Consider the following 13036-nt stretch of genomic DNA (forward strand, 5'->3'; position numbering starts at 1 on the left):
CACTTGCTCACGGACGCGGCGTACCGCACGCGATCCGCTTAGATTTCAAGACTATGAACGTGCTCTTCATTTAGTTCAAGTAGCTGGTGTCCGGATTCGCATCCTTTACCGTTCCGCGGTGGCCCGCGTAAGCCGGAACAGGCCAGCTCCGGCACGCTCGATGGCCGTCCCGAGTGCCCTGGCAGCAATGGGGATGCTCCGGGGCCGGCGGGTGCTGCCATCCGCGCCGCGGACGCCACGAGGCATCAGACCTGTTCCGGCACGGCCGGCGAACAGCCCTCGGCCTCAGTCCGAAGTAATGCGGACGTCGCGCACGCTGCGTACCGAGTAGCCCTCGCCGTCGGTGAGTTCAGCGATGATCTGGTGCTCGCCGTCGGGGATCACCGTCGTCAGGCCGAAGTGCTGCCGCTCCTGGCCCAGGGCCGGGATGCGGATGGTGCGCCGTTGCTCGCTGACCAACTCGCCCGAATCAGCGGCCTGCACGCGTACGACCAGGTCGCCGTTCCAGTCGTCGGGCAGGTCGTTGATGGCGGTCACCGGGATCTCGTGGAGGACGCCGCCCCGGAGTTGGCGTTCCCACACATCGACCATGAGAGCGACCGGCGCGAACGCGTCGCGTACGTATCGGAGGAAGTGGGGCTCGTAGTCCAGGGATTCGACGTCGGTGAAGGCATCGGCGGTCGAAACACGGTCATGGGAACTGGTCAGTGCACAGAACAGCAGCAGACCTGCCAGGGTGCGGTTGCACCGGAAGAACTCGGTCTCCGCTGCCGTGAGGCGCGCCCGCGTGTAGCGGCGTTCGTCGGCGGTCGCGGCGGGCCAGCCGTCCAGCGTTTTGTAGATCGGCTCGGTGAGGCGGGTGGGCTTGCCGTCGCGGGTGAGCCACAGCCAGCCGTACTCCTCCAGCAGTACGGCGTTGCCGCCGGTGTTGACCGGGACACCGTCGAAGTCCTTGTTCGGTGTGCGCAGATGCGGCAGCAGCTCCTGCGGTGCGCCGCCGAGCGGATAACCGATCGCGGTCTTGCGCATCCCCGACAGCATGCCGATGCCGGCGGGCTCTCCGCGCATCGCGGCGTTCCATTGCAGGTACCAGTGCGCGACGTAGGGGTCCGCGTCGGTGGGCGGCCCGCTCCACCCGTCGCCCCAGGGCCGATGCTGCGGGTCGAGCTTGCGAATGCGCTCGACGAGGATCGCGGTCTCGGGGGACCTCCCCTCGCAGTTGCTCCCCCACATCACGACCGACGGGTGATTGCAGTGTCCCTCGACCCACTCCGAAAACTCGGCCTCCATCGCGTCAGCGGTCAGCACCTGCGGCCACGGCACCCTCGCCGGTTCGCTCGTACGCGGCTGCCCTTCGGTGATGCTGCGCAGACCATGGCCTCGCACGCTCGGGTCGAGGGCGCGAGCGGCCTCGACCGCAGGCGCGTCGTCGGAGAGGTCGATATAGAAGAGCGGGAACTCGTCGACGACGAGCAGGCCCTCCTCGTCGGCGATGTCGTACCAGAAGGCGGGCGGGAACCCGATGGCGTACCGGATGGTGTTCCAGTGCATGGCCTTGAACTGGCGATGCAGCTTACGCACCCACGCGGGATCCCACGGGCGGCCGGCCCGGTCCGGGTCTTCGAAGAATCGGAACAGCGCGGCTGCCGATCCACGCATGGGGTACCGCTGCCCGTTCAGCAGCGCATAGCCCGAAGCCTTGTCGAAGGCGAACGATCGCATGCCGAACCTGACACTGCACGCATCGGCGGGGGTGCTGAGACCCAGGACGTACAGGAACGGATCCTCGGGACTCCACAGGCGAGGCGACTCCAGCGCCACCTCCAACTCGACCTCGCGGCTCTCGTGCGGTGCGAGGGTGAGTTCATGGCTGTTCGCGGTGCCGCACCTGTCACCGGAGGTCGCCTCTCGGACCACGGCAGCCAGCGTGAACGCGGCCGGCTCGTCGCCGGCGCGGAGCCGGGCGAGCACTCGCACCGACCCGGCGTCCAGGTCCGGCGCGGTCTTGACCACGTCGATGTAGGGGTACTCGGCGAGGACCAGTTCCACCGAGTCGTAGACCCCGGGAACAGCGAGGTACGCCTCGATGTCGCGTCCGTCGGGCACCGATGTCGGTTCCTCGTCGCGCCACGGTCCGAGCCGCACGAGCAGTTCGTTGCGACCCCGCTGAAGCGCGCCACCGAGGTCGAACTCGCCCACGGTGTGGTTGGGGCGGTGTTCGCCGATCTCCACGCCGTTGAGGATGACCTTCGTGCCGTAGCGCGCCTTGCCGATGCGCAGAAGGTTCAGCGGTGCGGGGTCGCGGTCGAGATCGAACTCGCGACGCATCCAGAACGCCTCGCGCAGACTGCTCTGCAGCCCGACCTCCGCGAAGGCGGGGGCGGCCATGTCGAGCAGACCAGGCACCGGCACGGTGTGGTCGAACGCCTCCGGGACCTTCTGGAGGCTGCCTTCGGCCGCCGTCCAGGCGCCGTCAAGATTGATGATGCTGCGCATACCTCACGGACTCCTCTCCGCACGAGCTGGGCGCAGCGATGCTGCGCGCGGTCTCGCGATCTGTCGTTGACGCCATGTGGTTCGCGGTCATACGGCTCGGCCGAGTCCGCAGTCCGGCGCAAGGGCCGGCCGTCGGCGGCGCGGAGACCGCAGGGAGCGTGTGGCTGTGCCGGAAGGTCCGCCTGCACGCTCTCGCCGCACGATCAGTGCCAGCGCTCAAACCATAACCGGTGAAACAAGATAGTGATAGTGCATTTCAAATCTTGAAACACATGTCTTCCGTAGGAAGCGTGGAGGCCCCCGAGCTCATCAGCGGGAACATCCGGTACCACCGACAGCAAAGGGCCGCCCGGGCAGCACGGCCGGGCGGCCCTCAACGAGGCACAGGAGCCTTAGACAGCCGAAACCGCCTCCCGTAGCGCGGCGATCAAATCCCCCTCAGTGGCGTCGAATCGCTGGCTAGGAGCAGACAGTGTGATGCAGGCGGCGACCGTATCGTCGCGCCACAACGGGATGCTGACGCACTTGACGCCCAGCTGGAACTCTTCGCGGTCGTACGCAAGACCCGCCTGCCGGATGGCCTCGAACTCGGCGAGCAGGTCAGCCTTCCTTGTGATCGTGTACTCGGTCACCTGCCGGAGCCGGATCCTGTCGAGCACGGCGGCCCGGACCTCCTCCGGCGCGAACGCGAGGAGCAGTTTGCCGCTCGCTCGGGCATGCACGTCCTTGCTGAACCCGACGTCCAGTCCGACTACTCGAACGGCATGCGCGCCCTCGACCTTGTCGAGCACCTGGACCCCGCCGTGGCGCCAGACGCCCAGGTACGCGGCTTCTCCGGTCTTTTGCGCCACCGAGTGCAGCGCCTTGCGGTACTCCGGCGGCACCCAGCCGGACCTTTGGTAGGCATCGGCGATGACGGCAGCCTTCGGGCCGAGACGGAACACGCGGGACTCATCCTTGGCAAGCATGCCTTCGGCCCACAGCGTGGTGAGCAAATGATGGGTCGTCGCCGGCGACAGTCCGGCGCGGTCGGCCAGGCGCTTGGCCGTCTCGCCGTCCGGGCTCTCGGCGATGGCCAGCAACAGCCCGACCGCCCGGCTGACGGACTGGATACGTGTCTGGCTCCGCGGCTCGTCGAGCGGTCCTTGGTCAGTCATACTCTCAAATCTAGCGTTCACCATTTGACATCGGCGATGTCGGTTCGTGAACTTGGCCGCATCCCTTCACCTGCGATCAGGCGGCTGGGCCGGGGTACGCGGAGGCTGGACCAGCTCGACGATGTGTTCGTCCGGGTCGCGGAGATACACCACGAGGGCGCCGGCGTTGATTCCGCGGTCGAGTTCGACGGGGTCGCTGAATCGCCGTCCGCCGGCGGCTTCGAGTCGCGCGAGGAGAGACGGCAGGTCGTCGCAGGTCACCGCGACGTGGCCGCCGCCGGGATCGCGCGGCAGCAGCTTCTTGGGTTCACCGTACGGGGAAACGTATTGCAGCAGCTCGATGAAGTCGTCGCTGCCGGGGAATCGCAGGTGCGCCTGATGTACGTGGGCGCCAGGTTCCTGCGTGACCACTTCGATGTAGCCGCGGTCCTGTGACTGCCGGGCCACGAGTTCGAGCCCGAGGGCGTCCTGCCAGAACTCGAGCGACCGGCCGATGTCGCTCACGGTGAGCCCGCAGTGGCGGAATGTCGCTGTCATGACCGTGCACTCCCTTCGCGGCTCATGCCGCATCGATACGGACGACGGAGGTGGCATCGCGGCGGAGCCGCTCCCAGTCCAAGTGGATGCCGACACCGGGCCTGGGGTCCACTATCGCCTCGCCTCCTTCGATCTTGATCTCCGCGTCGAAGTAGCGGTCGATGGGGTCCGAGCCGCTCTCCGACGAGATGTGCTCGACACTCGTGACGATCGGGTACGCGGCTGCCAGTTGAGCGGCAACGGCGGTGAACACATGCGGAATGACGTCGACTCCGCGCAGGCTCGCCGCCTCGATCCCGCTGAGCGCCGCGCGGATGCCGCCGCATGTCGTCGGGTCGACACGCAGCACGGAGACGCTCTCCAAAAGATCGCGGAACTGCACCGGATCGACGACATCCTCACCGGCAGCCAACTCGATCCTGGTGCCGCGGTGCAGCTCGCGAAGTCTGCGCCACTGCGTGGGTACGAAGGGGTCCTCGAGCAAGGCAACGCCTACGTCCTCCAGCACCCGGGCGGTCCGGACGGCCTCGGGCAGGGTCGCGAAACTGTAATGCGCATCCACCGCCAGCCGTGTCTGCGGCCCGAGGGCGTCGCGGGCACGACTGAGGAAAGCCATCGCCTTCGGTGAACTCAGATCACCCACCATGAGTTTGATCTGCCGGTGGCCACGCCGTTCCAGCTCGGCCACCTCCTCGATGACGGACTCGTCACCACGGACGTCGCGGAAGTACCCGGCGACCGGCATCACCGGCACCCGATCACGTGTGGCGCCGAGCAGATCGCCCAACGGGGCGCCGGCGTGCTTCGCGGCGAGGTCCCAGAGCGCGATGTCGGCGAGGCTTGCCGCGCGGACGAGCAGCGGCCGCACGGCCGGGCTCGCCGACAGGATGCGTTGGAGGGTTCCCTGCCGGTCACCGACCCTCGTGCCGACCACCGGGCGGAGTACGGACTCCAGCGTGGCCGCGAGGGGTGTGCCTCGCGTGTACCCGAAGGCGAAGCCCTCTGTGCCCATGTCGTCGACAAGCCTCAGGGCTACGTAGTCGCGACTGGCGTAGACGGCGTCACCGAGACGTACTGGCGCGGGGAGCGAAAGTGAGCAGTCGACGATCTCCGCGAGCACCACGCGCTGACCGACGCCCCCATTGATACCCGTTACTTCGCTCTCGCCTCGCGCGGGCTGCAGCGTCATAGCTTGGCTCCATTGTTGAGAGGAAGCGAGGGGGCCAGGACCGGTTCTGGCCCACCCCCTTCAGACCCGAGCCAGCTCAGCCGTTCGAAGCGCCCAGCTTCTGGAACGTCTCGGCGACTCGGTGGAAGGACTCCTTGCGTTCCCAAGGCTGGGTGTCCTGCGCTCGGGGATCTTCGGGCGGAAAGTGCCGCACGAGCGCGTAGGAACCGAGGTCGAGGTCACGTTCCCCTTCGCCGCCGGGGCGGCTGATCTGGGAGAAGAGGAAGACGAACGCGGCGTACACGTCGTGCTCCTCGAAGAAGGTGAGCTGGCGCTCGATGTAGTCGGCCTGCTCGCGCTCGCTGCGCGTCGGCACGGTGCCGTTCTGCCACACGGCGGAGCCGTCGGGGAGCACGTCCTCCACGACCCGCCAGCCCCGGGCGCCCAGGTCCGCCGCGCCGACGTAGGTGCAGCTCCCGAACTCCGGCACGATCACCGGGTTTCCGAAGGAGCGGTAGTACTCGAGCCCGGCGAGGTACTCCTCATCGTTCTGGCGCTCCCGGTAGAAGTTCGGACCGGTGAGATCGAAGATCGTCCAGTCGACGTCTTCGTAGGAAGCGGAGGAGTACGTGACCGGTCCGCGGAACGACTCCCGTACGGTGGCCGCGAGTTCGCGGAGATCGTCGTTGAGTCGACGGTGCGGCTCGCGGAGATCGTCGTGCAGCCCCTGCGGTGTCAGCGGCAGTGCACCGTTCTCGAAGTAGCTCTTCGCCCACGCACTGCGCTCGAAGATGTTCGATCCCGGATACACGCCGTCGCAGAAGATCGAGTACTCGCAGTTGGTGATGAACACGATGTCCGCGCCGTCCTGGCGAAGTTGCTCCGCCAGCGCCGCAGCCTCGGCGATGTACTGCTTGGAGGTTTCGAGGTCCACGTTCATCTTCCACGGCGAGAAGAAGACGGCGAGTCCCGCATCGATCGCCGCCCGGCTCGCGAGCATCAGCCGGTCGAGGTCCTCGCCCTCGATGCGCACCGCGTTGGCGTGCAACTCTTCCGCGATGACTCGCATGTCATTGCGGACCACGTCCGGGACGAAGGGTTCGACGGACGAAGGGCCCTCTCCGAACACCCGAAAGCCGATGTCGTAGACGACTCCGTAGTACTTCATCCTCTGGCCTTTCTCTGTGGTGGACATTCTTTTCAGCTTCGGTGTCCGCGGACGGGAGGCGGGACGACCCCCTGCGGCCACGGACCGCGTACGGTGAGTGCGCCGTCGACGAGCAGCGTGGTGCCGCTGACGTAACTGGCGGCCGGCGAGGCGAGGAAGGCGATCGCCCGCGCGACCTCCACGGGCTCGGCCAACCGCTCGAACGGGCTGAGCTTCTCGAGCGTGCTGGCATCGAGCCGGCCGGCATCGATCGCTGTGGCGATCATGGGCGTCTTCACCCAGCCGGGAGCGACGGCATTGATACGGATCCCGGACGGAGCCCACTCCACTGCCAGGGTCCGCACGACCGACTCGACACCGCCCTTGGCCGCGGCGTAGGAGAGGCGGTGCGGAGTGCCGATGTGCGCTGCCACCGAAGAGATGGCGACGATCGCCGGCTCTGCGGCCTCGCGAAGATATGGAAAGGCCGCACGCAGACAGCGGATCGTGCCGACCAGGTGGATGTCGAGCATCCGGAGCAGCGCATCGTCCTCAAGTGCGTCTGACGGCGACGGGTCGATGACGCCGGCGCACGGGATCACGGCGTCGAGTCGATTCCAGCGCTCGGCCGCGTCGCGCGTCGCGGCCTCCACCGATGAGGTGCTGGTGACATCCACGCCAACCCAATGGGCTGCCGGTCCGGTCTTCCCTATTCGAGTGGCGACACGCTCGGCGCCTTCGGTGTCCCGGTCGGCCACGACCACGCGCCACCCCTGCTGCGCCAGCTCATCGGCGGTCGCTTCACCGATCCCGCTCGCGCCGCCGATGACCAGGGCAACAGGCCCTTCGTCTTCTCCTGCCATGTCTCCGTCCTCTGTTGAAGTTCAAGCTGGGCTTGCAGGCGGATCAGGTGGGGCCGCGGCCCACCGCCTGCTGATGTCGCAGCCGTCGGTGGCGGCTCAGGCCATGACGCCGAGGGAAGCTCCCGCGCCGACGACTTCTGCGGCGTACCGTCCGGCGGTCCAGCCGCCGTCGACGGTGATCTCGGTGCCGGTGAGATAGGAAGCGCGGTCCGAGGCGGCGAACGCGATGGCGTCCGCGATGTCGGAGGCATAGCCGATCCGGCCAAGGGCGAGGACCCGGTTGAAGGGGGCTTCCGGCGCTTCCGGACCACTCATCGGCGTCGCGATGGTGCCGGGCCGTACCACGCACACGCGTACGCCCTTGGGTCCCAGCTCCATCGCCGCGACCTTCGACATCGCCGCGATACCACCCTTGGTCGCCGCGTAGACGCCGAGCGTCTCGACGGGGGTCGTCGCCACGACGGAGCCCACGTTGACGATCACGCCGCCCCCGGTCTCGGGCATCTCGCGGCCTGCCGTACGCATGCCGAGGAATGGGCCGCGGAAGTTGACGTCGACGACACGCTCGAAGTCCTCGTCCGTGGTGTCGGCGATCGACGCGCAGGGCATCACCCCGGCGTTGTTCACCAGAATGTTCACGGGGCCGAAGGCGCTCCGCGCGGCGGCGAAGGCCCCGTTCCACTGCGCTTGCTCGGTCACGTCGAGGTTGATCGCGATGGCCGCGTCGCCGATTTCCGAGGCGACCACCGCTGCCTCAGCGAAGCGGACGTCGGCACAGACGACCTGCGCGCCCAGTGCGGCCAGTCGGCGAGCGGTGGCCTCGCCGATGCCTCCCGCGGCTCCGGTGACGAGAGCGACCCGTCCCGCCAGCTCTCCATCCATGGCTAGCTCCTGTTCCTTGGTTCAGTGGATCAGCCACGGCATCTCCGGGACTCCCTTTGGTGCGTGGCAGTCCCACGGTCGCGGGTGTCCGTGGTGCGGTCAGTTCGCCGGCTCGGCGGTTTGGGCCTCGCGCCTGAAGAACTCGGCGGCCCGGTGAAACGCCTCCTTCGGCTCCCAGGGCGGCATGGCCTTCGACCTCGGGTCGTCCTCCGGGTAGGTCTTGACCAGGGCGAAGTTTGCTCGGTCGAGGTCCCTGTCCCCCTCACCTGTGCGCATCGCGGGGAAGGAGAAGCAGAAGACGAACACGGCGTCGACGCCTGCTGCGTTCAGGAGTTCGAGCTGGCGCCCGACGTAGTCGGCCTGCTCGCGTTCACTGCGTACGGGAGCGACTCCGTCGCGCCAGATGGCAGTGCCGTCGGGGTTCGCTCCTTGCAGAACGGCGAAGCCACCGTCGCCGAAGGCGCCTGCACCCTCGTACGCGCAGCAGCCGACCTCCATGACGGCGAGCGGCTTGCCGTGGCGGTGGAAGTCCAGACCGCCGACGTAGTCCTCATCCGTCTCGCCGCGGCGGTAGTAGTCGACTCCTACGAGGTCGAACAGGCTCCAGTCGACGTCCTCCCACGCCCCTGCGGAATAGGTGACCGGTCCGTGGAAGCCGGCCCGGACCGTCTCAGCGAAGGACTTGAGGGCCTTGTTGAGCAGCTTCGCCTTCTCCGGCATCGGATCGGGGAAGGACGCCGGCGGGCCCGAGGGGGCGCCTCCCAGCTGGGTGGCCATCCACATACCGCGCTCGGCCCACGACGAGCCGGGGTAGATCCCCTCGCTGAAGATCGTGTACTCGCAGCCCGTGACAAAGACGAGGTCGACACCGTCGCTCCTGAGCTGCTCGGCTGCCTTGGCGGCCTCCGCGAGGTATGCGACGGTGGCGTCGACGTTCGCGTTCATCTTCCACGGGTTGAAGAAGACCGTGAGGCCGCACGCGTGCGCAATCTGCGTCGCGGTCACCAGCCGGTCGATGTCCTCCCCTTCGATGCGCACGGCGTTGGCGTGCAGCGTGTCGGCGATCGCACGCATGTCGTGCTCGACAAGCTCACGAGAGAAGGGGTCAACTGACAGCGCCTCCGGGGTGAACCGCAGACCAACGTCGTATACAACACCGCGGTACTTCATGGGACTTACTCCTTGATGGGTTGGGGTGATGGCGCACTCAGCCCTGAGCGTGCGTGGGGATCTCGCTCATAGCTGCAGCCCGGATGCGCGCAGCACGGGGCCTGGGGCATGGATGCGGCGATCGCGGGCGACCGCCGTCGAATGCCGGAGGGCGCCTCACGGCCGGGGCGCCGTGGGCTGGACGCGCGGTTCACGCAGCCCTGCTGCCGTCTCCGCGTGGCTTCGCCGTCCGGTTCACGTGGTCGTTGTCGCCGCGGGGCGCAACGCCGCAGCCCGCTCGGCGCCGTATTCCATGAGTTCGAGCGTGTGACCGTCGGGATCATGCAGGTAGCAGGCCCGGCTCCCGCGGTTGACGCCTGCTGTTACTTCGGTCGGCGGGTTCCGCAGGACTCCACCGGAGGCCGTGATCCGCGCGCAGATGGCTTCGATGTCGTCCACGACGAACGCGAGGTGGCTCGCACCGACATCGTTGGGGAGCGGCGCCACCCGACCGCCGGGCTCCCTGACGTATTCAATGAGCTCGATCGTGTGGCTCGACGGCCACACTGCCCCTTGGTCAGGCATCGCCAGTTGGGCGACCCGCAGCGCGGCCCCGGGGATGCCCACCAGGGTGCGGGTGTAGTCGTTGTCCCCCGTCTGCCGGTGCACTTCCTTCAGACCGAACGCGTGGCAGTACCAGTCAGACGACCGGTCCAGGTCGGACACCGTGAGTCCGACGTGCAGCACTCCGAGAACCGCCATCACTCAGCTCCATTGCTCATGGGAAATCATGCGAAGACCGCGGCCTGGCCGGGTGACGAAACACCGGGAAGGCGGAACCCGCCCCGCCCGGAGTCGATGGCCGCTGTCAGCTGGGTCTTGCGGCGGTTGACGTGTGTCACGACCGCCGCGGCGGCCCGTTCCGCGTCGCGCTCCCGCAGCAGGTCCAGCAGCAGTCGCCGATCCCGGTAGGAGTCAGCGATCTCTCTCTCGTTGGGGTAAGTGCCGGCCAGCTGCACCTGGTTGAGGAGAGCCCACGTCTTGATCCATACGTTCACCAGGAAGGCATGGAGCTGGGGCATCCCGGCGGCCTCGGCCACGATTTCGTGGAAGCGGAAATCGGGGGCCGCGTCGTACTTGCCCGGGTCCGGCGCACCGTGGCGGAGCCTGCCTTCCAGCTCGGCCTGCACTCGCTCCAGGTCGGCGAGTTGCTCATCCGTGATCCGGGAGCACGCGGCGCGGAAGCTCACTGATTCCAGCGCCGCGCGGATCGAATAGATCTCCGTGATGTGCCGCTTTTCGAACACGACGACTGCACGAGCACCGTTGCCGGCCGCCTCCTCGATCAGGCCGTCGCTCTCCAGTTGGCGCAAGGCTTCACGGATCGGCTGCCGGCTGACTCCGACACGCTGTGCGAGGTCCGTCTCCGACAAGGGGACCCCAGGTTTGATGTCACCGCTGAAGATCCACTCGTAGAGCTGACGCAGCACCCAGTCGCGAGTCGCTCGCCGGTCGCGCGGCGCCGAGGCGCCGGTGCCGACTTGTCGAAGCATGCTCACTGCGACAGACATGTCACTCCTGTGGAAATTCCCGGATCCAGGATCCGACTGATCTCTGGCCAGCGTGGATGCCGCCCCACCGAAAGTCAACCCTTCACATAGGGCACCCAGGTTGCACGGGAGGTACACGCAGGCGACGCCCGGGTTACGTTCGGCAGCCGACACGTCAGGAGCCACGCACCTAGAAATCACCTGGTCAGAGCCAATCGCGCTCCGCCAGACCGATGCGCCCCCTCGGCATGCACAGCCCCCGATGCGCCGTTGAAGGCCAGCCTCGAGGCGCACAGGCCAGATCGCACACGGGATCACCTCCCTCCCGGATCCTGGATCCCAAACAGCAGGACTGTGCGCTTGGACGGGTCGGCCCGCAAGCGTTGGCCGACATGCCTCCACCCGCGAACCTCCCCGCCAAGATTTAATTATTTGAAACCCAATCTCACAGTATTGCAATACTCGGTGACGGTTGCTTTGCTAGCGGCCACGGCATCGTCGACCTGCCCGATCCCGGTCCGACAGCGGACGCGACCATGTGGAAGCCCGCCAGACCACTACGGGCACGGCCGAAGCCCTTGCCCGTCACGCCAGCACGTATGTCACGAGCGGAGGCAAGCATGACTTCATCCCCGATCGCCCGAAGAGAACTGCTGCGGTACTCGGCCGGCGGTGTCGCCGCCCTACCGTTTGCGCTCAACGCCATCAGCGGATCGACGCCCGCGCAGAGCCCTGCTCCCAGTCAGGCATCGCAGCGCTCGATCCCACATCGGCCGCGGCACTACGGCGTCGTCTACGACGTCGGCCTGAGGTACGGTCCCGAGGGCCTGTCCGTCGAACCCTTCGATGAGGATCTGGCCCGATACGACATCCACTCGATCGCGAGCGAGCTCCACGCCAATGCCATCCGTATCGAAGGCGAAGTGATCGACCGCCTCGTGACCGCGACGCGAATCGCCCACGCTGCCGGCCTGACCGTCTACTTCAACCCGTGGAAGATGAACGCGGGCCTCGACGAGACGCGGAGCTACGTCGCGCAGGCGGCGCAGGCAGCCGAGCGACTGCGGCGCGAGGGAGTGGACATCGTCTTCCTCGTCGGGTGCGAGCTCACGATCTTCACCGACGGTATCTACCCCGGTGCTTCATACGCGGAGAGGGGTGCGTGGCTGGGCGAACAAGCGCGCCTCGCGTATACGCCGCCGGGCTCGCCCGAGGCGCTGAAGACCCTCGCCGAGAAGGCCGAGTTGCTCAACGAGACTCTCCGCTCCTACGTAGTGGCAGTCCGCAGGAACTTCCACGGCGCCGTGTCGTACGCGGCGGGGCTTTGGGAGGACGTCGACTGGAGCCCCTTCGACATCGTCGGACTCGACGCGTACCGGGACAGCCAGACGGAGAAGGAGTACCGCGCGATATTCAAGCGCCACCACAAGCACGGCAAACGGATCGCCACCACGGAGTTCGGATGCTGCAAGTACGTGGGGGCCGGCGCGCGGGGCGCCGGCGGCTTCGCCGTACTCCAGGGTGCGAACCCTGACGGCACAGGAATATGGGCGGACGGCATGGTCCCGAAGCGAGACGAAGCCGAGCAGGCCGAGTACATCGAAACGCAGATCAACCTGATGACGGACGCGAAGGTTGACGCCCTGTTCGTGTTCGAGTTCTCCAAGCCGGCGCTCCCGACTGGTGAGGGCGCGAAGGATCTGGACATGGCGAGCTTCGCGATCGTCAGCTCCTATCCAGCAAGCGACCCGCGCTCACAGCAGATGCCGCCGTGGAAGCGGACCGAGGGTTTCCGGCGGGTATCGGAGATCTTTGCCCGCTTCGCCGCGGAAACAACCTCTGGGCGATGACCGACGAGGAGAGCTTGGGCGTCACCCCCGCCCCGCCCTCGCATGACCCCGGTCACCTCGGCCGAGGCGAAGTCGAATGGCGTCCCTCGCCGCGTCCTGGGGATCAAATGACTGTGCGGGGTTTTCATCTGCCGCGACCGCAAGGTGAGGGACGAGGACGGTCTCGGCGAGTGCGGTGATGCGGTTGGTGCTGCAGCGCTGTTTGTGCAGGCGGCGGCAGCCTTGAGCCTGGCCATG

Annotated in this window: 11 protein-coding genes; 1 reads left to right on the forward strand and 10 read right to left on the reverse strand. The window is 67.3% G+C overall.

Annotated elements, in window-relative coordinates; translation table 11 throughout:
• Window positions 1-285: 285 nt before the first annotated feature.
• From ABZ865_RS09890 to ABZ865_RS09935, 10 genes are all read right to left on the reverse strand, one after another.
• The gene (locus ABZ865_RS09890; RefSeq protein WP_361226566.1) at window positions 286-2496 is read right to left on the reverse strand and encodes a glycoside hydrolase family 2 TIM barrel-domain containing protein; all 2211 of its coding nucleotides are present in this window, start codon (window positions 2494-2496) and stop codon (window positions 286-288) included.
• 392 nt (window positions 2497-2888) lie between these two features.
• A complete protein-coding gene (locus ABZ865_RS09895; RefSeq protein ID WP_361226569.1) occupies window positions 2889-3653 on the reverse strand; it encodes an IclR family transcriptional regulator in 765 nt (254 codons plus the stop codon).
• A gap of 66 nt (window positions 3654-3719) precedes the next feature.
• The gene (locus tag ABZ865_RS09900) at window positions 3720-4247 is read right to left on the reverse strand and encodes a VOC family protein (protein WP_361226572.1); all 528 of its coding nucleotides are present in this window, start codon (window positions 4245-4247) and stop codon (window positions 3720-3722) included.
• Window positions 4213-5379, reverse strand: coding sequence for an enolase C-terminal domain-like protein (locus ABZ865_RS09905; RefSeq protein WP_361226575.1), 1167 nt, complete (start codon window positions 5377-5379; stop codon window positions 4213-4215). The genes ABZ865_RS09900 and ABZ865_RS09905 overlap by 35 nt, the downstream gene beginning before the upstream one ends.
• Window positions 5380-5455: 76 nt before the next feature.
• On the reverse strand, window positions 5456-6553 hold the full coding sequence (locus ABZ865_RS09910) for a hypothetical protein (RefSeq protein WP_361226578.1): 1098 nt from the start codon (window positions 6551-6553) through the stop codon (window positions 5456-5458).
• A 5-nt stretch (window positions 6554-6558) separates the two neighbouring features.
• A complete protein-coding gene (locus ABZ865_RS09915) occupies window positions 6559-7368 on the reverse strand; it encodes an SDR family oxidoreductase (protein WP_361226581.1) in 810 nt (269 codons plus the stop codon).
• A gap of 96 nt (window positions 7369-7464) precedes the next feature.
• Window positions 7465-8250, reverse strand: coding sequence for a glucose 1-dehydrogenase (locus ABZ865_RS09920; RefSeq protein WP_361226583.1), 786 nt, complete (start codon window positions 8248-8250; stop codon window positions 7465-7467).
• A 99-nt stretch (window positions 8251-8349) separates the two neighbouring features.
• On the reverse strand, window positions 8350-9420 hold the full coding sequence (locus ABZ865_RS09925) for a hypothetical protein (protein WP_361226586.1): 1071 nt from the start codon (window positions 9418-9420) through the stop codon (window positions 8350-8352).
• 234 nt (window positions 9421-9654) lie between these two features.
• On the reverse strand, window positions 9655-10161 hold the full coding sequence (locus ABZ865_RS09930; protein ID WP_361227293.1) for a VOC family protein: 507 nt from the start codon (window positions 10159-10161) through the stop codon (window positions 9655-9657).
• A 26-nt stretch (window positions 10162-10187) separates the two neighbouring features.
• Complete coding sequence (locus ABZ865_RS09935; RefSeq protein ID WP_361226589.1) at window positions 10188-10970, reverse strand: GntR family transcriptional regulator; 783 nt, start codon at window positions 10968-10970, stop codon at window positions 10188-10190.
• A 599-nt stretch (window positions 10971-11569) separates the two neighbouring features.
• Here ABZ865_RS09935 and ABZ865_RS09940 point away from each other — a divergent pair.
• Window positions 11570-12799, forward strand: coding sequence for a hypothetical protein (locus ABZ865_RS09940; RefSeq protein ID WP_361226591.1), 1230 nt, complete (start codon window positions 11570-11572; stop codon window positions 12797-12799).
• Window positions 12800-13036: the final 237 nt, after the last annotated feature.

Origin of the sequence: Streptomyces sp. NPDC047085 (assembly GCF_040643735.1) — a bacterium.
Classification (GTDB): domain Bacteria; phylum Actinomycetota; class Actinomycetes; order Streptomycetales; family Streptomycetaceae; genus Streptomyces.